Annotated in this window: 22 protein-coding genes; 2 read left to right on the top strand and 20 right to left on the bottom strand. The window is 49.0% G+C overall.

The window, feature by feature from the left end:
• Positions 1-99: 99 nt before the first annotated feature.
• The 10 genes from QMK20_RS04130 to QMK20_RS04085 form a co-directional block, all read right to left on the bottom strand.
• On the bottom strand, positions 100-1047 hold the full coding sequence (locus QMK20_RS04130) for an ABC transporter substrate-binding protein (RefSeq protein WP_283654710.1): 948 nt from the start codon (positions 1045-1047) through the stop codon (positions 100-102).
• Positions 1048-1136: 89 nt separating this feature from the next.
• The gene (locus QMK20_RS04125) at positions 1137-2162 is read right to left on the bottom strand and encodes a FecCD family ABC transporter permease (RefSeq protein WP_283654709.1); all 1026 of its coding nucleotides are present in this window, start codon (positions 2160-2162) and stop codon (positions 1137-1139) included.
• Complete coding sequence (locus tag QMK20_RS04120; RefSeq protein ID WP_283656192.1) at positions 2162-3247, bottom strand: FecCD family ABC transporter permease; 1086 nt, start codon at positions 3245-3247, stop codon at positions 2162-2164. The genes QMK20_RS04125 and QMK20_RS04120 overlap by 1 nt, the downstream gene beginning before the upstream one ends.
• 200 nt (positions 3248-3447) lie before the next feature.
• Positions 3448-4422: an arabinan endo-1,5-alpha-L-arabinosidase AbnA gene (gene abnA, locus QMK20_RS04115; RefSeq protein ID WP_283654708.1), complete on the bottom strand. Its 975-nt coding sequence runs from the start codon at positions 4420-4422 to the stop codon at positions 3448-3450.
• Positions 4423-4659: 237 nt separating this feature from the next.
• The gene (gene ilvA / locus QMK20_RS04110) at positions 4660-5949 is read right to left on the bottom strand and encodes a threonine ammonia-lyase IlvA (protein WP_283654707.1); all 1290 of its coding nucleotides are present in this window, start codon (positions 5947-5949) and stop codon (positions 4660-4662) included.
• A gap of 214 nt (positions 5950-6163) precedes the next feature.
• Positions 6164-7003, bottom strand: coding sequence for a carbohydrate ABC transporter permease (locus QMK20_RS04105; RefSeq protein WP_283654706.1), 840 nt, complete (start codon positions 7001-7003; stop codon positions 6164-6166).
• Positions 7004-7006: 3 nt separating this feature from the next.
• On the bottom strand, positions 7007-7969 hold the full coding sequence (locus QMK20_RS04100; protein WP_283654705.1) for a carbohydrate ABC transporter permease: 963 nt from the start codon (positions 7967-7969) through the stop codon (positions 7007-7009).
• Positions 7970-7996: 27 nt separating this feature from the next.
• Complete coding sequence (locus tag QMK20_RS04095) at positions 7997-9289, bottom strand: ABC transporter substrate-binding protein (RefSeq protein WP_283654704.1); 1293 nt, start codon at positions 9287-9289, stop codon at positions 7997-7999.
• Positions 9290-9530: 241 nt separating this feature from the next.
• Complete coding sequence (gene tlp, locus QMK20_RS04090; RefSeq protein WP_044647028.1) at positions 9531-9755, bottom strand: small acid-soluble spore protein Tlp; 225 nt, start codon at positions 9753-9755, stop codon at positions 9531-9533.
• Positions 9756-9829: 74 nt separating this feature from the next.
• Positions 9830-10441: an alpha/beta hydrolase gene (locus tag QMK20_RS04085; protein ID WP_283654703.1), complete on the bottom strand. Its 612-nt coding sequence runs from the start codon at positions 10439-10441 to the stop codon at positions 9830-9832.
• Between the two features lie 222 nt (positions 10442-10663).
• Between QMK20_RS04085 and QMK20_RS04080 the strand changes: the two genes are divergently transcribed.
• Both QMK20_RS04080 and QMK20_RS04075 read left to right on the top strand, forming a co-directional pair.
• On the top strand, positions 10664-10975 hold the full coding sequence (locus QMK20_RS04080) for an autorepressor SdpR family transcription factor (RefSeq protein WP_283654702.1): 312 nt from the start codon (positions 10664-10666) through the stop codon (positions 10973-10975).
• The gene (locus tag QMK20_RS04075; RefSeq protein ID WP_283654701.1) at positions 10972-11628 is read left to right on the top strand and encodes an SdpI family protein; all 657 of its coding nucleotides are present in this window, start codon (positions 10972-10974) and stop codon (positions 11626-11628) included. The genes QMK20_RS04080 and QMK20_RS04075 overlap by 4 nt, the downstream gene beginning before the upstream one ends.
• Before the next feature lie 127 nt (positions 11629-11755).
• On the opposite strand, the gene QMK20_RS04070 is transcribed toward QMK20_RS04075, so the two are convergent.
• The 10 genes from QMK20_RS04070 to purH all read right to left on the bottom strand — a co-directional run bounded on the left by QMK20_RS04070 (position 11756) and on the right by purH (position 21360).
• Complete coding sequence (locus QMK20_RS04070; protein ID WP_283654700.1) at positions 11756-12580, bottom strand: aldo/keto reductase; 825 nt, start codon at positions 12578-12580, stop codon at positions 11756-11758.
• Between the two features lie 45 nt (positions 12581-12625).
• Positions 12626-12919 carry a putative quinol monooxygenase gene (locus QMK20_RS04065; protein ID WP_044647023.1) on the bottom strand — a complete coding sequence of 98 codons (294 nt, stop codon included), beginning with the start codon at positions 12917-12919 and terminating at the stop codon, positions 12626-12628.
• 359 nt (positions 12920-13278) lie between these two features.
• Positions 13279-14514, bottom strand: a complete 1236-nt coding sequence (locus tag QMK20_RS04060; RefSeq protein ID WP_283654699.1) for a serine hydrolase — start codon at positions 14512-14514, stop codon at positions 13279-13281.
• Between the two features lie 186 nt (positions 14515-14700).
• Positions 14701-15126: an OsmC family protein gene (locus tag QMK20_RS04055; RefSeq protein WP_134911173.1), complete on the bottom strand. Its 426-nt coding sequence runs from the start codon at positions 15124-15126 to the stop codon at positions 14701-14703.
• A gap of 54 nt (positions 15127-15180) precedes the next feature.
• Entirely contained in the window at positions 15181-15927 is a 747-nt protein-coding gene (locus QMK20_RS04050; protein ID WP_283654698.1) for an amino acid ABC transporter ATP-binding protein, read from the bottom strand.
• A gap of 17 nt (positions 15928-15944) precedes the next feature.
• Positions 15945-16592 (bottom strand): amino acid ABC transporter permease, encoded by a 648-nt coding sequence (locus tag QMK20_RS04045; RefSeq protein ID WP_283654697.1) that lies wholly within the window; start codon positions 16590-16592, stop codon positions 15945-15947.
• A gap of 85 nt (positions 16593-16677) precedes the next feature.
• Complete coding sequence (locus tag QMK20_RS04040; protein WP_283654696.1) at positions 16678-17538, bottom strand: substrate-binding periplasmic protein; 861 nt, start codon at positions 17536-17538, stop codon at positions 16678-16680.
• 106 nt (positions 17539-17644) lie between these two features.
• Positions 17645-18331 (bottom strand): TetR/AcrR family transcriptional regulator, encoded by a 687-nt coding sequence (locus QMK20_RS04035; RefSeq protein ID WP_283654695.1) that lies wholly within the window; start codon positions 18329-18331, stop codon positions 17645-17647.
• A gap of 126 nt (positions 18332-18457) precedes the next feature.
• Complete coding sequence (purD, locus tag QMK20_RS04030; protein WP_283654694.1) at positions 18458-19723, bottom strand: phosphoribosylamine--glycine ligase; 1266 nt, start codon at positions 19721-19723, stop codon at positions 18458-18460.
• A gap of 89 nt (positions 19724-19812) precedes the next feature.
• Positions 19813-21360 carry a bifunctional phosphoribosylaminoimidazolecarboxamide formyltransferase/IMP cyclohydrolase gene (gene purH / locus QMK20_RS04025; protein ID WP_283656191.1) on the bottom strand — a complete coding sequence of 516 codons (1548 nt, stop codon included), beginning with the start codon at positions 21358-21360 and terminating at the stop codon, positions 19813-19815.
• Positions 21361-21400 lie beyond the last annotated feature (40 nt).

Genomic DNA, 21400 nt, shown 5'->3' with positions numbered 1-21400 from the left:
ATCTGGCATCCGACTTGCAGCTTAGGTGTTCGCCAAAAAGCCGTATTCCCCGCCTGCAATAAGTGCATCAGGGAATACGGCTCTGATATATGCTAAAGTTTATTTGGAAAAGAGTTGCTCTGCATTATCCAGAGCGATTTTGTGTCCCATTGCCGAATAATCCAGCCAAGGCTGTCCGTCCAGCATGTAGACATGACCCTGCTTCACTGCTTTGAGTCCTTGCCATACCGCGTTTCCTTCCAGTTGTGTGTACACCTTTTGGGCATCCGCGCCTTTACTAATAATGACAAAGATCGCATCGGCATCATAATCCGGCAAAACCTCCTGGGATACGACCTGATATGCCTTGTTGATCTTTTCCACACCCTTGGCTGGCTTCAAGCCCAAATCCTGATACAACAGCGGTCCTACCGGGCGCTTCATACCCATTACGCGGACTTCCTTCGCCGTAACACGAATAGCCATAACGGTTCCGTCGCCGATTTTTTGGTGGATCAGCTTTTTAACCCGTTCCTGTTGGGCGTCGTAATCTTTCAGGAAAGCGTCCGCCTGCGCTTCATGCTTGACCATAACAGCTATTTTTTTCAGTTGGTCCTTCCATGTGCCCTCGTCCAGATCAAAGACCTCGGTCGGCGCGATTTTTTCATACTTGGCTACATCGGCTCCCGAATATTTTTTGTCGAGAAAAATATGGTCAGGTTGCAGCTCCAGCACGGCTTCCATATCCGGGTCTGTGACAACGCCCAGCTTGCGGGTATTTTGGAGACGATCTTTTACATGTGGCAAAAAGTCCTTAACATCTCCGCCAATGACCGAACCAGCCGGAGTAATGCCCAGCGCCAGCAAATTGTTCGTTAAATGAATGGACATAGAAGCAATACGCGAATCCGCGCTGACCGTTTTCTTACCGTTGTCCGCCGCTTTCGTATCGGCAGCTTTGTTGTCTGCTGCTTGTCCACAAGCGGACAGCACCACCATACATAAAATAAGAACCATGCCCACCCATGAACGCTTGATTCCTGAATGATTTGAACCATTTTTTGTCATTACTATTCCTCCTATGTCATAAAAGCTCCATATAAAATGATCTATTATAGAAAGCTTCAGCTTGTTGGTTTATGTACCTATTCCATCTGTCATTTCGTACGGGACAGCAAAAATAAAAAATACGGAGCCCCTACCACAGCAACCACCACACCCGCCGGAATCGCATTCGGCTGGAACACAGAGCGTCCAATCGTATCCGCAGTGACCAAAATGACGATTCCGACAAAGCAGGCCACTGGCAGCAAATGCTGGTACATTGGCCCAACCAGACGGCGAGCCAGATGAGGCGCAATCAGCCCAATGAAGCCAATACCTCCAGCCATAGACACACTGGCGCTGGATAGGGCCACGGCTGCACCCAGCAGCAACAGACGCTGACGCTTCACACTTGTCCCGATTCCAGCGGCCGTCTCGTCGCCCAGCGACAGATTGTTCAGGCTGCGCGTCTGTGACAGAACGTAAGGCAACACAATAACTATCCACGGCAGCAAAGCCGCCGCATGTATCCAGTCCCGACCCCATACGCTGCCAGCCAACCAACGTGCGGTGAACGCGTAAGTATCCTCATCGAGTCGCAAGGACCAATACAGCGTTATAGCGCTGAGGCCCGAGGCTACACCGATGCCGGACAGGATCAGACGCACAGGCACGATTCCTCTGTTCCGATTATAGGACAACAGCACAATCAGCACCGCCGCCACGACACCTCCTGCAAAAGTAAACAGGGGGATCAGCACGGCTGCCGATCCTTCAAGATCGCGAAAGAAACTGACGAACATCACCAGTCCCAACGCAGCCCCCGCGTGAAGCCCCAGCACCCCCGGGTCAGCGAGTGCGTTCCGCGACAAGCCCTGCATAACAGCTCCGGCTGCTCCTAATCCGGCCCCAGCCAGTACCGTTACAACGATACGCGGCAGACGGTATTCGAACAGGACGATATGATCACGCCCGCTGCCACCACCAAACAGTGTATCCAGCACACGCAGCGGTGGAATACGAATCGTTCCGGTATTCAAACTCAATACAATGACGGCAAAGCTGATCGCCGCCAAAGCCAAGCAGACGATCAAAGCCTTTGCCCTTCTTGCATCCCCGGTTCCTAAAGAGCGACTCATTACAAATCCCTCCTTTCCTTACGGGCAAGAAAGAGGAAAAAAGGCACTCCGATAAAGGACACCATAATTCCAATAGCGAGCTCCTCGGGCGGATTCGCCATTCTCGCCCCCAAATCAGCCAACACCAGCAGCACAGCTCCCAATAACGCAGACAGCGGTACGATCTGGCGATAATCCACACCGATCAGCTTGCGGGCAATATGCGGAATAACCAGCCCTACAAAGCCAATGGCCCCGGCTGCGGACACGGACAACCCGGCCAGTACCACCACGGTCAGCAGACCCAGCAGCCGGATACGCTTGAGATTTAATCCAAGATTCAGCGCCACCTCATCGCCCATCGAAATCAGGGAAATAGAGCGTGCCAGCCCCATAGACCAGGCGATCACAATCAGCAAAATCGGCGCAAGAATCTCAAGCTGTGACCATTTGATTCCTGCGACACCGCCCGCATACCAAAAGGCTAAATCCTGACTCAGATTAAAATAAATCGCAATTCCCGAAGTCATAGAGCCTAGCAGAGCAGCCGTCACTGCTCCGGATACGGTCAGTCTCATCGGCGTCAATCCCCCGGGCGCGGAAGCTCCCAGACCAAATACCAGCAAGGTGCTCATCAGCGCCCCGAGGAACGACAATACGATTAACGTCCCATAAGGAAGGTTGGGGAAAAAGGCAAAACTTACAGCGACCACGAACATCGCTCCTGCGTTAATGCCCAGCACACCTGTATCTCCCAGCGGATTGCGCGTAATACCTTGAATCAGAGAGCCTGCTACCGCCAGTGCAGCTCCGATGACAGCCGCCCCCAGCACACGCGGTAATCTTAGCTCATGAATGATCTGATGTGTCATCAATGAACGATCATAGTGAAATATCGCCGCCCATACCGTGCCTAAGGTCAAGTCCTTGGCTCCAAGGGAAATCGCGGCAAACATAGCCAAGGCCAGCAACACAGCAGAACCTATGAATAGCAGCGCCTGCCGAATCCGGCCCGCCCGGAGTAAAGGACGGGCTACCAAGGCTACTTCGGGAGCTGTGCCTTCTGTCCGAGCCGCATGTTTATCTGCTCTGCCTTTAAACTGCATTCGTGAGGTCACTCCCTCCATACCTGAAACCACCATAACGCTCATGACGATGGCGATAATGATAATTATTATCAACTTGATTTATAATAGCATGTTTCTATGACATTGCAAGCCAAAAACTGCTCCTCCTATGGAGGAACAGTTTTTGGATATACCTATGTGAGATCGCTATATGGATGACTCCATGTAGCCCACATTTTTTAGTACGTAGGCCAACCTGCGGAGTCCCATTTCAGATCACTAATCAGCAGCTTTGGATTTCCGTTATCAGTCGCATCATAGGCATGACGCGCAATCACACTATTGTTATAAATAGACTGACCGCCCGGTCCCTTCCAACGGTCATTCCCCGCATCCAATACGGTTCCACCGCCATCCATCAGGTTTTTACCACTCTTGTCCACATAAGGTCCAGTGATACTGGTGGAGCGACCATAAATAATTTTGTAATTACTGTTTACACCCTGGCAACAGTTATCAATAGAAGCAAACAGATAATAATAACCGTCTCGGTATGTAACATGTGGAGCTTCCAGACCGCCAGCGGTACGCTTCGCGATGGAATAAATCTGCCCCGTAGGCTTCATCGTATTTTTGTCCAAACGGGTAATTTTCAGGCCTGTGTTCCAGGAACCGAAGGAAAGCCACGGGTTACCGGAAGCGTCAATGACCAGATTCGGATCAATGGCATTATAATCGTTAGAATCCGTCGTACGCAGCACTAGTCCATCATCTCTCCAGCTTCCCGCGCCAATGCTCGTTGCTGAAGTCAATCCAATGGCCGAAATGCGTGACCCGAAAGTAGAAATGGAATAGTAAACCCACACACGTCCATTGTACTTTTGAGCATCCGGTGCCCATACATCATTAGTCTTCTGCTTAGGTACATACGATTTCCACCATGATGGCGGTGACAGGAATATTTGCGGCAATCTGTAAAAATTGCGTCCATCATCCGACCTTTGTACCTGTATTCCCTGACCCGTAGAGAAAATATACCACGCATTGCCTTCCTTCGTGATAGATGGATCATGTACCGCGACATCACCAGTTAATGCCCAATGCTCTGCCGATGCCGAAGGCACCACTGATAGCAATAATGCAGCCGAGGTTACGGCAGCAAACGCCGTTCGAGCCAATTTACCCTGTACTGATTTTTTCCAGGATTTCAACACTCTTACGCACCTCCAAATTCGTTTTATATGATGAGAATCAGGTAATACACTATTACATTAGTGTTTATACTTATGAAGTTACATATATATTAACCTATCAACTTCAGTTTTGTAAACGCTTTATTTCAAATAAAAAGAAATTCATAAACTACGCATAACGTTATGTATCCTGGAGCGACTGGAATCGAATTTTGCAAAATCCTGGTACAAAAAAGGAGCCCCTAGGCTCCTCCCTTGTTAAATCAGCATATTAAACAGATTTTCGTTTTTGTTCAGTTCCGTATATTCGAGCCCCTTGCGGTTCATTCGTTCAATCAAAGGAAGGTAGTCTTCCTTGTGAAACAGCTCAATGCCGACCAGCGCCGGGCCGTTCTCCTTGTCGTTCTTTTTCGTATACTCAAACCTTGTGATGTCATCGTCCGGTCCAAGCACATCCTGAAGAAACTCACGCAGCGCTCCTGCTCTTTGCGGGAACTTTACCATAAAATAATGCTTCAGTCCTTCGTAAATCAGGGACCGTTCCTTAATCTCCTGCATACGGTCAATATCGTTGTTGCCACCACTGACGATGCAAACAACCGTTTTGCCCTGAATCTGTTCACGATACATATCCAATGCTGCTACAGGCAACGAGCCCGCAGGCTCCACTACAATCGCATTTTCATTATACAATTCCAAAATCGCAGTACACGCCTTACCTTCCGGCACCTTCACAATATCGTCCAGGGTACGTGTACAAATGTCATACGTTAACTGACCGACACGCTTAACAGCGGCTCCGTCAACGAACTTGTCTATTTGCTCCAGCGTAACCACCTTGTTCAAACGCATCGCCTCCGTCATCGACGCCGCGCCAAGCGGTTCTACGCCAATTACCTTGGTGGATGGACTGACCGTTTTGAAATACGTGCCTACGCCTGCCGCCAAACCGCCACCGCCGATGGTCACGAACACATAATCTGCTGGCGTATCCAAACTTTCCATCACTTCCATCGCAATCGTACCGTTGCCTGCTATAATCTTCGGCTGATCAAACGGATGGATAAAGGTCATCTCCTGCTCGCTGCACACCTTTATGGCCTCATCATAAGCATCGTCGAACGTATCCCCGGTCAAAATGACCTCCACACTGTTGCCGCCAAAGCGACGAACCTGCTTCACCTTCTGATTGGGTGTTGTGCTCGGCATAAATATTTTGCCGTGAATGCCCAGCGCATTACATGAAAAAGCCACACCCTGCGCATGGTTCCCCGCACTCGCACACACGATGCCCTTTTCCATCTGCTCGGGAGTCAGGCTGCGAATCATGTTGTAGGCTCCACGGATTTTAAAGGACCGCACGACCTGGAGATCCTCTCTTTTGAGATACACGTTACAGTTATATTTGGCCGACAGGACGGCATCCCGCTGCAAAGGTGTACGTACAATGACCTCACGCAGCATATGATGCGCCCGTACAATATCCTCCATGCTGACGGTTGACGCCATCGGGGCCGGATCGGTTTTCTGGGTTTCTGTTGGTTCCATAGGTTCTCCACGCTCCGCCTGAATATGTCTGTATTTGAAATCTTTCAAATATCATACCACGTTTACCTATAGCTTGTGCAGGTCATAGAGCATGAAAATGAGAATGAAAATCAATTATATTCAAAAAAAAGCAGACCGGGGTGAATCCCGACCTGCTTTTCCTGACGTTACACGCTTCTTTTATTCAATCTCTCAATTCATATTACCGCAACGATTATCCTTTTACCCCGCCTGCGGTCATTCCCTCAATAAAGTAACGCTGGAAGAACAGGAACACGACGAGAATTGGCAAAATAGCCAGCACCGACCCGGCGATCAGCACATCATAATTATTACCATACGGCGTAAGCAGACTGGACAGACCAATCGGTAGCGTCAGCATGTCGTTGGTGCGAAGTACGATCATCGGCCATAGGAAGTTATTCCAACTGTTCATCGCCTGCAAAATAGCCATTGCCGCGAATGCGGGCGCCATCAGAGGCATCATAATCCGCACGAAAATGCCATACTCCGAACAGCCGTCAACCCGTGCAGCATCCATAAAATCCTTCGGGACCCCACTCAAATATTGACGGAAGAAAAAGATCGGAATCGGCGCAACGACAAATGGCAGAATGACGCCCCATACCGTGTTAATCAGCTTCATGCCGATCATCAGCTTATAGAGTGGAAGCATAATAATTTCTACTGGAATCATCATCACGACCAGCACTAGCGTAAAAATCACATTTTTCAGCTTGAACCGATACATCTCCAGTCCATAGCCCACCATCGCGGACAATATCAGACATAACACCGTGAATAAAACGGTTATGACAATACTGTTCCAGTACCATTGAAAATAATCCGTCGTCCCCTGAAAGATGAACGCGTAATTTTTCAAGGACATGATGCTCCACTCCAGCTTGAGATTCAAGCCGTACCGCAGCAGCTCCGTCGATGGCTTGAACGAGGCCAGCGTCACGGCAAATAACGGAAACAGGGCAAACCCGGCAAACAGGATGAACAGAACAATGAGCAGTGCGGATAACGGGCCTTTTTGCTTCTGAACCATCGCTTAGTCCTCCTTCCGAAACAAGCCAAAAAATTTGAGCTGGACCAGGTTCAGCAGCAGCGTAAATACGAGCAATACAATGCCTACTGCGGCTCCGAAGCCCATACTGTTTTGCTCCAGACCTTGACGGTACAGATAACCGACAATCGTTAAGCCGATATCATTCGGAGAGTTGTTCCCGTTCCACAGCATGTAGCTCTCCGTAAACATGGACAACCCCGCATAGATACTAATCGTAAATACGTAGATCGTCACTGGTTTTAGCATCGGAATCGTAATCCGCCAAAAGGAATCAAAGCGACTGGCTCCATCAATCTGTGCGGCTTCATACAGCTCGGGGGGAATGTTTTGCAGTCCCGACATGTAATACAACATGTTCACGCCCAGCCATCTCCACAAGGCCAGTACGATCAACGCTAAAAATCCGGTGTTGGCGTTCATCAGCCATTTGTACGGCTCCAGACCGAACGCACCCAGTAAGGAATTCATCAGCGAGCCGTCCAATTCCCCGAACATGAGCCGGAAAATCGTTCCCGCGACCACCACCGAGGTCAGTGCAGGTATAAACATCACCGAGCGAAACAGACCTCTGCCCGGCATTTTAGGAGAATTCAGCAATACCGCCAGCACCAGCGGCAGCGGAATCAGCACCACCAACGTAAGCAAGGTATACAGGACGCTGTTCAGAATCGCTTTTCCAAACGTGGGATTGATCAAATCTTTATAATTTTCCAATCCGACATAAGTCGTTATGCCAGGCAGCACTTCCTGAAAGCTCATAATGACTGTCGAGATGACCGGGTACGCAAAAAACAGCGCAAAAGACAGTAGAAACGGAAGGACAAACACATACGGCGCCGTGCGGCTGGAATGAATAAAGCGGCTCCATCTGCTTCTGGTCGGACGCTGAGGCTTCGGCGGCTGACCTGTCGGTACATTTGCGTTCGTATGAACGGGCGTTGCCATGAATCTCACTCCCTTTCCTATTAGGGTCTATCTCAATTCATCTGCCAGCTCATGCAGCACCGTGGCCGGATCTTCGCCATTCAGCAGTGTTCGGTAAAGTATTTTATTGCGAACTGCACTGGCGATATCAGGCGTTTTCGGTCCGATATGCACCGCATTGATCTCATCTTTTACCTCAATGAGCGTATCAAAAATATTCGTTCCGAAATAATCCGTAAACTTATTCTTCGCTTTGACTTCCGGCATCGTCCATACTTCACTGCGGATCGGATCAAAGCCGAGCTGCTTCCAAATCTCTACATTCCCTTGCTTGGACAGCTTGGCAAAAGCCAGAAAACGCATCGCCAGATCCTGGTGCTTCGATTGGTTCGTGACCACCGTACCGGTTCCGCCCATCCCCGCTGAACGAGAGCCGCCTTTTTCCCACGCTGGCAACGGTCGGATGATGATTTTCCCTTTCAGGTCAGGCATGTAATCCGTAAAACGTCCCATATACCACATCGGCATCCACACCGAAGCGGCCCCTCCTTTGTTCATAAACCCGTAGTATTCCTCCATATGGTGTCCGCCGCCCGGCGCGGGAATGGCGATTTTGTCCTTCACCATTTGCTGGAGAAATTCAAGTGTTTTAATATTCGTTTCGTTATCCAGTGTCAGCTGGCCCTTGTCATCCAGGAAATCCGATTTTTGCTGGGAGATCATCGGCCAGTAATTCCACAGGTCATTCGTCTCCACGGTCGCCATCGGCTTGCCTGTCTTCGCCAGCACTTGCTTGCCCGACGCAGCATAATCTGCCCATGTCACAATGGAATCCGGGTTTACCCCCGCCTGATCCAAAATTTCTTTATTGTAATACATCACTTCGGCTCCGACATGAAAATCAATACCGTAATACTTACCGTCCTTACCGTAAATCTGTACTCTGGAAGGCACAATGTTTTTCAGCTCCGGGTCAATCACCGGATTGAGCGGAACCAGTTGCGGTATCCCTTTGAGGAAATTACCGATCTTGTTCACCTCGATATCCGCAATATCCGGTGCCCCCACCCCTGATTGCAACGCAATCGACAGCTTGCTGTGGTGGTTATCATACGGAAATGTATTCGCTTTCAAAATAATCGGTTCATCAGGGTGCAGTTGGTTCCATTGGTCGGCCATTTGCAGAAAAAACTTCTCATGCAATTCATTAAACGTCCACAATACCAGTTCAGTTCCCGGCCCATCCTGTTCGTCGGCCTTGCCAGAACAGCCTTGCAGCAGTCCAGCCAGCAGAACCACCGCCATGAGCATCAACGCCATGCTTTTTCTTCGCAGCAGCATATCCTTCCCCCTTCGCATGATGAAAAGATGATTCCTTAAAATGATTGCGCTTTCTTTTCTATTTAACATCAAGCCAAATTAGTTTACAAGAACATTATTTATAAGAAATTCATTTTTAGCGCAACACTAGCGCCTACATTGCATTATAGGGGGAAAATGAATTGAATGGGGTTATGATGATTTTTGCATAAAAAACGACCCAACTCGAATTGAAACTCGGAGCTGGGTCGCGTTTTTTTAACTACTCTTGAGAATGTGCTGCTTCGTCCTTCACTTCTTCTCGAAACGATCTAATACTTTCTTTACGGCGATTATTTTTTTCTTCGATTTGCTTACGCTCCTCGTCACTGATTTCAGAGGAAAATTCGTTCAGATACCCTTCAGCTTCATACAGGTTCTGCTGTGTATTCTGAATACTTTGTTGCAAATGTTCAACATTATCGGCTCGATTATCTGGTTTTGCCATTTCGTTTGTCGCCTCCTAATCATGGAATCGCTCACTGGAGCGCTAATCTGTAGCTTGAACGCTATCGGATCATTTTATGCATTAAAATGCTCACCAAACCACTTGCCTGCGGCTTCGGCCTCGGTACGGGTCAATTGGTGACCGTTGCGTTCCCAGTGTGCATCTACCTGCGCGCCTGCGCCTTCCAGCAAGGTTTGCAGCTCACGGGATTCCGCAACCGGAACAATCGGGTCGTTCTCACCGGAAGACATAAATACAGGGACACCGTTCAAATCTGGCAGATTCAGCCCACGCAGCGGCACCATCGCATGGTGCAGAATAGCTCCGCGCAGCGCCTTAGCATCGTGAAAGAGCATGCTGGCCGCTATGTTCGCCCCGTTGGAGTACCCAAGAGCCACAACGTTGTTGCGGTCAAAATCGTATTGCTCCGCAGCCGTATCCACAAATTCACTCAGTTCCTTGGTACGGAATACGAGATCCTCGAAGTCGAACACCCCTTCTGCCAAACGGCGGAAGAAACGCGGCATCCCATTTTCCAACACATTTCCCCTTACGCCTAACACAGACGCTCCCGGTGCTACCAAATCAGCCAAAGGGATCAGGTCTTGTTCATTCCCTCCTGTCCCGTGCAACAGCAAAATAACCGGGGCCTGCGGATGACTTCCTTTACGGAATACGTGTTTCATATATATCCTCCTCTAATTTTTTTATTTTAAATTAAGATTCTTATTTTTGATATAAATGAATTATAGCGAACTTCCCGACCTTTTACAATCGAAATCAGCAAACCTGCTCTAAACCTTTTTCTAAAATGATGTATTTATCCGTTGACAAGTATCATAGCTCTATTTTACTATTGCTTTAGATATTTAGAATATTATCTAAATATCTAAAGGAGGAAATGGATTTTGAATGATGCCTTCAAAGCTTTAGCTGATCCGACCCGGCGTAAAATATTACAGCTCTTGAAAGAGAAAAGCATGAGCGCAGGCGAAGTGGCTGAGCATTTTCAAATCAGCAAGCCCAGCATCTCCCACCATCTGAATATCCTGAAGCAGGCCGCGCTGGTGCTGGATGAGCGACAAGGGCAAAACATTATTTACACCCTGCATACAACGGTTGTCGCGGATGTCATCGGTTGGATGTTCAGCATTGCCCACTCCGATGCCCCTGCGAAACAAAATGCGAATGACATCAAGGATACGGAGGAATCTGAATGAAATCTCGAATGAAATGGAGCTTTACGGATGTTTTGACGACTTTGATTGCCCTATCACCCGCTATAGGGGCTTTGCTGCTGTATGACCGCCTTCCTGCCATGATGGCTTCCCATTTTAGCTTTGACAATACGGCTGACAGATATATGGGTAAAACGGGCGCTATCGTCATGCTGGTGCTGATGGGCCTGATACCGCTATTGTTCCGGTTAGCCCGCTACATGGACCCGAATCGAGCGAATTACGAAAAATTTTCTAAAGCCTACGAAGTAACACGTGCAGGTCTTGCCGTTGTACTCGCTGTAGCCGGTTGGGGCATGCTTCTGTATAGCCTGAACATACTGCTGCAAATGAATACTATAATTTGCGGGTTGGTAGGCCTGATGCTGCTGATGCTCGGTAATTATTTGACTCAGGTACAGCCAAACTATACCTTTGGTATCCGTACACCCTGGACCCTGTCCAATCCTGAGGTTTGGCGTAAAACGCACCGTTTCGGCGGCCCTATGATGATGCTCGGGGGTGCTTCAGGCTTGGTGGCAGCATGGGTCGATGGAGTGGCGGGAACGGTCATTTTTCTTACTGGACTGGCTATATCCGTCGTCGCCCCCATACTCTATTCCTTCCTCCTTTATCGCAAATTAAACCAAAAGTAGGCATGCAGGACGTAGTAACTCTGTCCAGACGGACAAAAGCGTATGAGACGATCCCAATGCATAAATAAACAAAGAACCTCCAAAACCACGATGCACGTGGAATTGAAGGTTCTATTTCATTCTAAAACTAGAACAACAGCTTATCGGGATGAGTGCCCACACGCTCATCAAGATGAAGTGCGTTGATTCGGTTAATATCCTCTTCCGTCAGTTCAAAATCGAACAAGTCAGCATTTTCGCGGATACGATGTGCGGTTACAGATTTGGGAATCGTCACGATACCCCGATCCAGATGCCAGCGCAAAATAACCTGCGACGAGGTTTTGCCGTATTTTGCAGCAATCTCAACGATATCCGCTTGCTCGGTCAATTTACCCTTCATCAGTGGACTCCAGGATTCAAGCTGAATCTGGTGCTCCCGGCAGTATTGATGCAGCTCTTGCTGTGTCAGACGCGGGTGAAGCTCCACTTGGTTGATTGCAGGTACGATATTGCTGTCTTTCAGGAGGTTTTCGAGGTGGTGAACTTGGAAGTTGCTTACTCCGATGGCGCGTACGCTTCCTTCTTCATACAGGTGCTCAAATGCCTTCCAGGTTTCCTTGTACTTGTCCTTGCCAGGCCAATGAATGAGATACAGATCAATGATGTCCAGACCCAGTCGCTTGCGGTTTTCCTCGAAGGCACGCAGTGTTGAATCAAAGCCCTGATCTTCATTCCACAGCTTGGTAGTAATGAACAGTTTTTCTCTGTCCGCCCCGCTGTCACGAATAGCTTGTCCAACCAGTTCCTCATTGCCGTAGATCGCCGCCGTATCAATGTGACGATAGCCCACCTCGATGGCCGTTTTAACTGCTTCGTAGACCTCATTGCCTTCCGCCTTGTACGTACCAAAACCCAGCCAAGGCATCTGAACTCCATTATTCAGTACAGTTGTATCCGCAATGTTCCCCATGTCTATCTCCTCCTGTTCCTGATTATGATTTAGAAAACGGGCTAATTACAGCTTGGTTGCATCCTGAAAAGCATTGACTTGAAGCGGAGCGGCCAGCAATTCTTTAGCTGCGGCAACAAATGCCTGGAAATGGGCAGACTTGTTATGGAAATCTACAGCAGCAGCATCCTTCCACTCTTCAACCATGGTAAAAGCGTTGGCATCATTCAGATCCTGCATCAGCGTGTAGCGTACATTACCTTCTTCGGCTTGTGATGCGCTGATTAATCCTTGGGTTTGTTGCAGAAAAGCCTCTCTTTTTTCAGGTAAAACTTTCATATCAGCATGAATAATAATCATGATATTTTCCTCCTCACATTATGTAACTATTTCTATTATAGACCATTCATTCAACAGATTAAAAGTGCGGGCGTTCCTGTAATACAGTAAAATGGATCGTGTTGGAGAAAAAATCAGGCGAATCGGCACCTATATCTTGCTTGACGGCGGTGAATGCACATGCGTTTTCAGACAAAACTAATCCTTTTCATATCCCTTTTAGTGCTGGTGGTCACCGGGCTGTTGGGATTATCCTTTCGTTATATGATCACCTCTGCCCTGTATGAAATTCCCGCAGGCATCGTGACAGCTATCATTGGCGCACCGTATTTTCTGTATTTCTGTTACGGGAACGCAAGCAAAAAGGCAACGGGTAGGGGTTACATTTCCACCTGTACACCAATGCGCTGATTGATTTCTTTTCTGAACGATTCATCACGCAATAGCCGTTCTTTAAATTCATTCATCATATTTTGCAAGGAGGCATTCGTGAGCGGGTCCAGGTCGTTAAAGAAGACCGCCATCTCCGTCGAATGTCCTTCCTTGTCCGTCGCATACATGGCCAGGGTGAGGACATATTCGGTAGATCCGCCCTTTTGTCCGGAATGTTGCAGCCATTCCTGATTTTTCGGATGATCCATCAGCTGCTCCATGACCTCAGACAATAATTTTTGCTCAGCTTTCGAAAAGCCTTGACGGCTATTCAGCTTACTCATCAAGGACGCATAATCCGCCGTCGTCGAAGCTATAAAACGTTCCGTATTCATTCGATCAAATTCCCGATCATACCATGTCGCGATAGCGGCATTTCTCTTATAAGAACCGCTCGTATCACGAGCCAGCTTGTTATGGATCATCTGGGCATGTTGGCGAAACTCCGCATCAGACATCGCTTGAACGGCTGCTTTGGCAGAATTGCTATTTCTTGCACCATCCCATGCCCGTCCTTGGGTCTCTCTCATCCATTCATAAGGAATCAGAATGGAAGATACAAATGGATAAATCGGATCATGATCCTGGAGTCCCAGGTCAGATTTCGTTTGGTTAATCTGTTCCAAGCCCAGTCTGTCCATTAAATACTCGGTATTGGCATTGGAGCTAAACAGAATCATCCCTTTAGCGACTTCGCGCATAGACACGGCTCCGTTCTTCAACTGTCCTTTGGCTTCCATCTCCCTCAACCATGCCGGATGTGCGCCACCATTCAGACGCGGTAGATAGAATCGCTCCAGCGCAGTCAGCTTGATCCGTTCATCCGGGTTGATTGTGCCTGCTGCCGCCTGCTTGGCATATTCCACCGCAATCACCGTCTTGACCGTACTCGCCAAGGGCATCATCCGGTGTTCCTCACGACCTGCCAGCTTCTTTCCATCCCTCAGAATCGTAATGGATGCTTTCTCTGGATGTTCCTCTAAAAAGCGCAGCACGCGATGGGCGCTATCCTGCTCAATCGTTTCCTCCTTAGCGTCAGCTGCAATGGCAGTTGCGGGCCGAACAGTATCCGGGGTATTAGCCATTCTGTCCTGCTTCGATGATGGCAATCCCACAGCCATACCAATCACGATGAGTACCGCAGCCAAGCCCACCGCTATGATCACAAGCTGCTTTCGTTTCACTATATACCTCCCCCCGTATGCACTCAGCATACAGGTTTATTTTCCCATTTTTATACTTCAGTTTCTATTGTAAACGAAAACAAAGCACAAAAAGTTTCATTACATGTAATATTTGAAAATAAATTCAAAAAGGAGAGCCTCCCTGCATATAACACAGGTTGACTCTCCTTCACTAACCTTCCACCCTTACGCTGGATGTGGTACTTCTGTTCCGTTTAGGATCAGGTGCATGCGAATCTCCGCTTTTAAGGAATCGGATACGGCACAATATTTTTCCTTACCCATCTGAATCGCTTTCCACACGCGATAATCCGGAACATCGCCATCTACATGGAACGTCAGATCAATCGCTGTAAAACCCTTCGGCATTTCTTCCTTACGCTCACCTTCTGCGTCAATATCAATACGGGTAATGTCCGACAGGAAGCGATCCAGAATCATCGTAATATCAATGCCAATACATCCCGCCAGACCCGCCAGCAGCAACTCCATCGGTGTCATGCCTTTGCCATCGCCGCCATAAGCTGCCGTAGCATCCATCCCAACGGAATAACCGGACGGTCCCTCCGAAGTAAACGCGCGTTTACCGTGCCAAGTTGTAGATACTTTCATGTTCAAAGGCCTTCTTTCCATCTTCATAATGTATGATCTATTCTTATTCTCGCTTCAAAACTCACTGATTTGACGTAAAAATTTCTGTGTTCTCTCATGCTGGGAAGCCTCGAAAAATGCCTGTGGCGCAGCCTCCTCCAAAATCACACCGTCCGCCATAAATACAACCTTGTCCGCCACCTCGCGGGCAAATTTCATCTCATGGGTGACGACAACCATCGTCATCCCGTCCTGGGCCAGCTCCCGCATTACGCTCAGCACTTCCCCGACCAGCTCGGGATCGAGCGCCGATGTCGGCTCGTCGAACAGCATAATCGCCGGGTCCATCGCGAGCGCACGCGCAATCGCTACCCGCTGCTGCTGTCCACCGGACAAACGCGCAGGATGAGCATCCTGCTTGTCCGACAAACCCACACGCTCCAGCAACCGCTGTCCGATGGACATAGCCTTGTCACGCGGCATTTTTTTCACTGTCAGCAGCCCTTCAATGACATTGCCGATTGCTGTTTTGTGCGGATACAGATTGAATTGCTGAAATACCATCCCCGTCTGCCTGCGAATATCACGAATGGCCGCTTGCCGGGTACGGAGAGGAGCCGTAGCATTTACCTCGATCCCGTTCACCTCAAACTTGCCGGAAGACAATTCCTCCAGACCGTTCAGGCAGCGTAGCAAGGTGCTTTTACCCGAACCACTCGGGCCGAGCAACACGACGATTTCACGCGCGGCCACCTGAAAATCAATGCTTTTTAACACTTCCATCTGACCGAAGCGTTTACCCAAACCGCTTGTTGTTATCATCCTCTATCATCTCCACCTTAATAAGCTCGGGCCAGACGCTTTTCCACCCGCTCCAGTATAGCGGAGAACCCAATGCTCATGATCCAGTACATGATGCCAATTTCGAGCAGAAACGGCATGTAGCGCAGATACTGTGCCTGTAAAAGTTGTGCCTGACGCATCAGCTCACTTACTCCAATCACCGAAACGAGCGATGTTTCCTTAAGCATACCGACAAATGTATTGCCCATCGGCGGAATCGCAATTCGCACGGCCTGCGGAAGAATGATGCGCCACATCGTTTGACCCGGAGACATTCCGGTTGCATAGGCCGCCTCGGTTTGACCCTTTGGCACCGCTAAAATAGCCCCACGAAACGTCTCCGATAAATACGCCCCTGTATTGATACTCAGTGCAAGACAAGCAGCAGTCAGCGAGCCGAACGATATTCCGTAATCATCCAGTCCATAGTAAATGACCGCAATCTGCACCAAAACCGGCGTTCCCCGAATGATAGATACATAACTGCGCGCCAGCCAACGAACCGGACGATTCCCCTTCAACCGGGCGACTGCCACCACCAAGCCGATCATAAGGCCAAATAGCATGGAAACAATCGTGATATACAGCGTATAATAAGCACCCTTCAACAAAAAAGGGACGTTTTCCCACATTAATTCAAGCATCGGTTATATTCCCTTCTTTCAGACGAGTGGCCCCATGTCAGCATAAAAGCCAAGACCGGAGCCAGACGCCTGTAACAGGCTTACGTTATTCTTTCGGCTCCTCGCCGAACCATTTTTTGAAAATCGTTTTATAGGTGCCGTCTTCCTTCATTTCTTTCAGAGCCTTGTTCAAGGCTGCTTTAAGCTCAGGAGTATCCTTGTTAATAGCCACACCCGCTTGATCGGATTTGATCGGCTCGCCTACCGCCTTAATCTGGAAGCCGTTTTTATCAACAATGGGCTTGAGCGCATACAGATTGTTGATGGTTGCGTCAATGCGACCAGAGTTCAGATCCTTCAAGGAAGTAATAACATCATCATACGTTTTAATCTCGAAATCGCCAACCTTCGGCAGCACTTCGTTACGCAGATAGGACTCATCATTTGTTCCCAAGCCGACACCAATCGTTTTACCTTTAAAATCCTCCAGCTTGGTAATATCGTTTGTTTTGTTGTTTACGATGATTTTTACATTGTTTGTGATATACGGCTCTGTGAAATCAATGACCTTTTCACGGTCTGGCGTAATCGTCACCTGGCTAATCACCGCATCAAATTTCTTCTTTTGCAGACTTGGAATAAGTCCCGAAAATTCTTGTGCCGTGAACTCCGCTTTGACCCCGATACGCTTCGCCAATTCATTCGCGATATCAACATCAAACCCGTCCAATTCCTTTTTATCGTTCAAAAAATTGTAAGGCTGGTACGTACCCATCATTCCAACCTTGATCACTCCAGCCTTCTTGATTGCTTCGAGCTGATTGCCCGCTGCCGCCTCATTGCTGCTGCCCGCTCCGTTGCTGCTGTTGGCAGCTTCCGGCTTCGTTCCGCAAGCGCTCAGCACCAGACTGAACATGGCCAAAGCCATCAGTGTAGTTACAAGGAACCCTCTTTTACGTGTTTTCATGAATCGTTCTCTCCTGTCTGGATGTAAATGATTGAGTACATATGTGTATTTTGGCTCTATTATTCGCCTCTTACTGCCAATTCATGCGATGTGGTCTCCCACCCGCCTAGCCTTGACCCAACAGCCCGTAAAATTCAAAATTAGCCGCTTCTTCCGCCAATTGTTTAGCTGTTACCTGTGTAATGTTGTCATGTGTTCCCTCGGAACCGAATAGCCAACGTGTAATAACACCTTCGATCATGCTCATGAGCAGCGCTGCCCGTAATTCGATATCCAATCCGGCGGGTAGCATGTTCAGCTCTATCGCCCGCTCCATATTGCGTCGAAAAGCCAGTTCCATCGCGATTCTCGTCTCCCGAATGCTCTGGCGTACCGGTTCATCAACACCGCTGCCGATCAGGAGTAATCCCATCAGATAGCGGTTCTCCAATGCAAAATCAAACAGACGGACAAACAGCGCTTCGGATGCTTTAACCATATCAGCCAACGTGCCTGCATCACGGCGGTATCCTTGTCCTATCGCTGCCAGCAGTTGTTCGCGGCCTGTAGCGATAATCTCCAGTGCCAGCGCTTCTTTACTTTTAAAATGCCAATAAAACGTGCCTTGGGCCACTCCGGCCTCCACCACGATATCTGAAATCTTCGTTTGATGGTACCCTTGCTCGGCGAATCGCTTCAACGCAATGTGAAGAAGCTGCGTTCTGCGATCGGTTTCGGCTGTTTCTTCTCCCGCGTGATCAACCAATGGTTCATTCGCGGTAGTCTTGGACTGCTTCGCCTTCCGTGGCTGCATGGATTTCCTCCTCCCGATTGATCAGTCAGTCAGTTTCGTATTTTTTAATCCTATAGGATAAGTATACTTTTGTCAAACGAAAAAAAGAGCCTCCGAAGAGGTCCTCTCTATCTTGTAAAAACGCTTCTATAGCAGTGCTTTTGCCGCAATATCCGTACGGTTTTGCTTGCCTTCAAAGGTAATACGTGCCGCCTGTTCATACGCCTTGTCCCGCGCTTCGGCAATATCACGTCCCAAGCCGACCACGCCCAACACACGTCCGCCGTTTGTGATCCACTCGCCCTGTTCATTGATGCCTGTACCGGCATGAAACACGGTGGCTTCATTCGCCTGATCCAGTCCGTGGATCGGCACCCCTTTGGCGTACGAACCGGGATAGCCCCCGGAAGCCAACACCACACATACCGCCGCTTCATCTTTCCACTCAATCTCTACCTGATCCAGCGTGCCATTCACAGCAGCCAGGAAAATATCAAGCAGATCAGATTTTAGCCGTGGCAGTACAACCTGCGTTTCCGGATCACCGAAGCGTGCGTTAAACTCAATCGTCTTCGGCTTACCGTCCGGAGAAATCATCAATCCCGCGAATAAAACGCCCCGGAACGGACGACCTTCAGCCACCATCGCTTTTGCCGTCGGCTTAATGATGGTCTCAATGGCTTCCTCAATAATCGAATCCGCTATATGCGGTAATGGGGAATACGTGCCCATCCCCCCGGTATTCGGCCCTTTGTCACCATCAAAAATAGGCTTATGATCTTGCGCCGCTGCCATCGGACGAACCGTTTCACCATCCACAAAGGAAAGAATCGACATTTCCTGTCCCGCCAGAAACTCCTCGATCACGACCTGCGCCCCAGCTTCTCCGAACACCTTCGCTACCATAATGTCGGATAAAGCTTTTTCTGCTTCCTCCATAGAGTAAGCGACCGTTACCCCTTTGCCTGCTGCCAGTCCATCCGCCTTAATGACCACAGGAATCGGCTGCTCCTTCAAATAGGCATGTGCTTCCTCATAGGTATAAAACTTCCGATAGATTGCTGTCGGAATATGGTATTTGTGCAGCAGATCCTTCATGAAGATTTTGCTGCCTTCAATTTCTGCTGCATTTTTACGCGGTCCGAATACCGGAATGCCTTTCGCTTCGAAAGCATCCACAATACCGTCTGCCAACGGATCATCGGGGCCAACCACGACAAGTCCGACCTTTTTGGATTCCGCCAGCTCTGTCAACGCGTCAAAATCACTCACCGGAATCGGCACGCACTCCGCCAAATGCCCGATGCCGGCATTGCCCGGCGCGCAGTAGATTTGTCCGGCCTTGGGGCTTTTTTTCAGTGCCCACACAATCGCATGCTCACGGCCGCCCCCACCGATAACCAAAATATCCATTCAGGTGATTCCTCCCGCTCCCGTTATGGTGTCAAGATTTTGCAAAATCCTCGTGTGAGAGAATGCTCTGCATCCTCAGCTAATACAAGCTAGTGCTTGAAATGACGCACGCCTGTGAAGACCATCGCAATGCCGTGTTCGTTAGCAACCTTGATGGATTCTTCGTCCTTGATGGAGCCGCCCGGCTGAATAATTGCCGTAATGCCTGCTTGGGCTGCCAGTTCCAGCGTATCGCCCATCGGGAAAAATGCGTCAGATGCCAGCACAGCACCTTTTGCTTTGTCTCCAGCCTGCTCGATAGCGATTTTAGCCGCTCCGACACGGTTCATTTGTCCCGCACCCACGCCAATGGTCATGTTGTCTGCCGCCAGTACGATCGCATTGGACTTCACATGCTTAACAACTTTCCAGCTAAACAAAAGCTGTTTCAATTCTTCCTCGGATGGCGCACGCTCCGTCACTACGGTAAGCGCGTCCGGGTCGACAGCGTGAATGTCGTTCTGCTGAACAACCATGCCGCCTTCAATGGAAGTAACGACGAAGCGACTTTCAGCCTGTTCAGATGTGGACAACTCGCCCAGATCGAGCAAACGGATGTTTTTCTTTTTCGTCAAAATCTCCAGTGCTTCTTCCGTAAAGCCCGGTGCCTGTACAATTTCCAAAAAGATTTCGCTCAGCTTCTTCGCTGTATCGCCGTCAATAATCCGATTAGCCGCTACGATGCCGCCAAAAATGGAAGTTGGATCAGCCGCGTACGCCTTGCTGTACGCTTCATAAATGCTGCCGCCGATTCCCACGCCGCAAGGATTCATATGCTTAACAGCTACCACTGCTGGCTCGCTGAATTCTTTAACAATTTGCAGGGCCGCGTTAGCATCGTTGATATTATTGTAGGACAGTTCCTTGCCGTGAAGCTGCTTCGCTGTCGTCAGTGTACCCTTTGCCGCCAACGGCTGACGGTAAAATGCCGCCTGTTGATGCGGATTTTCGCCATAGCGCAAATCCTGAATTTTTTCATAGGTTACCGTGTAACGCTCAGGCAAAGGCTCGCCTGTCACATTCGACAAATAATCGGAGATGAGCGCGTCGTATGATGCGGTATGACGGAAAACCTTTGCTGCCAAACGCTTACGAGTGTTCAGCTCGGTATCGCCATCCTTGCGGATTTCCTCCAGCACCGTGCTATAATCGTCCGCATCTACTACCACACTTACGAATGCATGGTTTTTCGCCGCAGAACGCAGCATGGTTGGACCGCCGATATCAATATTTTCAATCGCGTCCTCATAGGTTACACCGGGTTTGGCGATCGTTTCCGCAAAAGGATACAGATTCACAACGACCAGATCAATATAGTCCAGTCCAAGCTCCTTCATCTGACGCTGATGCTCCTCATTATCCCGAACAGCCAGCAAGCCGCTGTGTACCGCAGGATGAAGTGTTTTAACACGTCCGTCCATAATTTCAGGAAATCCTGTTACCTCAGAAATGCCGATGACAGGAATACCCTCCTTTGACAACAAGCTGCTCGTTCCCCCTGTCGAAACGATCTCCACACCCAATTTGGACAACTCGCGGCAAAATTCCACGATCCCCCGTTTATCTGATACGCTGACGAGCGCTCTTTTAATACTCACCATTTCTCCTCCTTTAGCTCTTCAGGATTTTGCAAAATTC

The organism is Paenibacillus sp. RC334, assembly GCF_030034735.1.
In the GTDB taxonomy this organism is placed as follows: Bacteria; Bacillota; Bacilli; order Paenibacillales; family Paenibacillaceae; genus Paenibacillus; species Paenibacillus terrae_A.
This window is presented reverse-complemented; position numbering and strand designations above follow the sequence as displayed.

Excerpts from the sequence above, each read along its gene's own strand:
- QMK20_RS04130 (WP_283654710.1), bottom strand. The coding sequence starts at position 1,047 with ATGACAAAAAATGGTTCAAATCATTCAGGAATCAAGCGTTCATGGGTG.
- QMK20_RS04125 (WP_283654709.1), bottom strand. The coding sequence starts at position 2,162 with ATGAGTCGCTCTTTAGGAACCGGGGATGCAAGAAGGGCAAAGGCTTTG.
- QMK20_RS04120 (WP_283656192.1), bottom strand. The coding sequence starts at position 3,247 with ATGCAGTTTAAAGGCAGAGCAGATAAACATGCGGCTCGGACAGAAGGC.
- ilvA (WP_283654707.1), bottom strand. The coding sequence starts at position 5,949 with ATGGAACCAACAGAAACCCAGAAAACCGATCCGGCCCCGATGGCGTCA.
- QMK20_RS04105 (WP_283654706.1), bottom strand. The coding sequence starts at position 7,003 with ATGGTTCAGAAGCAAAAAGGCCCGTTATCCGCACTGCTCATTGTTCTG.
- QMK20_RS04100 (WP_283654705.1), bottom strand. The coding sequence starts at position 7,969 with ATGGCAACGCCCGTTCATACGAACGCAAATGTACCGACAGGTCAGCCG.
- QMK20_RS04095 (WP_283654704.1), bottom strand. The coding sequence starts at position 9,289 with ATGCTGCTGCGAAGAAAAAGCATGGCGTTGATGCTCATGGCGGTGGTT.
- tlp (WP_044647028.1), bottom strand. The coding sequence starts at position 9,755 with ATGGCAAAACCAGATAATCGAGCCGATAATGTTGAACATTTGCAACAA.
- QMK20_RS04085 (WP_283654703.1), bottom strand. The coding sequence starts at position 10,441 with ATGAAACACGTATTCCGTAAAGGAAGTCATCCGCAGGCCCCGGTTATT.
- QMK20_RS04075 (WP_283654701.1), top strand. The coding sequence starts at position 10,972 with ATGAAATCTCGAATGAAATGGAGCTTTACGGATGTTTTGACGACTTTG.
- QMK20_RS04070 (WP_283654700.1), bottom strand. The coding sequence starts at position 12,580 with ATGGGGAACATTGCGGATACAACTGTACTGAATAATGGAGTTCAGATG.
- QMK20_RS04065 (WP_044647023.1), bottom strand. The coding sequence starts at position 12,919 with ATGATTATTATTCATGCTGATATGAAAGTTTTACCTGAAAAAAGAGAG.
- QMK20_RS04055 (WP_134911173.1), bottom strand. The coding sequence starts at position 15,126 with ATGAAAGTATCTACAACTTGGCACGGTAAACGCGCGTTTACTTCGGAG.
- QMK20_RS04050 (WP_283654698.1), bottom strand. The coding sequence starts at position 15,927 with ATGATAACAACAAGCGGTTTGGGTAAACGCTTCGGTCAGATGGAAGTG.
- QMK20_RS04045 (WP_283654697.1), bottom strand. The coding sequence starts at position 16,592 with ATGCTTGAATTAATGTGGGAAAACGTCCCTTTTTTGTTGAAGGGTGCT.
- QMK20_RS04040 (WP_283654696.1), bottom strand. The coding sequence starts at position 17,538 with ATGAAAACACGTAAAAGAGGGTTCCTTGTAACTACACTGATGGCTTTG.
- QMK20_RS04035 (WP_283654695.1), bottom strand. The coding sequence starts at position 18,331 with ATGCAGCCACGGAAGGCGAAGCAGTCCAAGACTACCGCGAATGAACCA.
- purD (WP_283654694.1), bottom strand. The coding sequence starts at position 19,723 with ATGGATATTTTGGTTATCGGTGGGGGCGGCCGTGAGCATGCGATTGTG.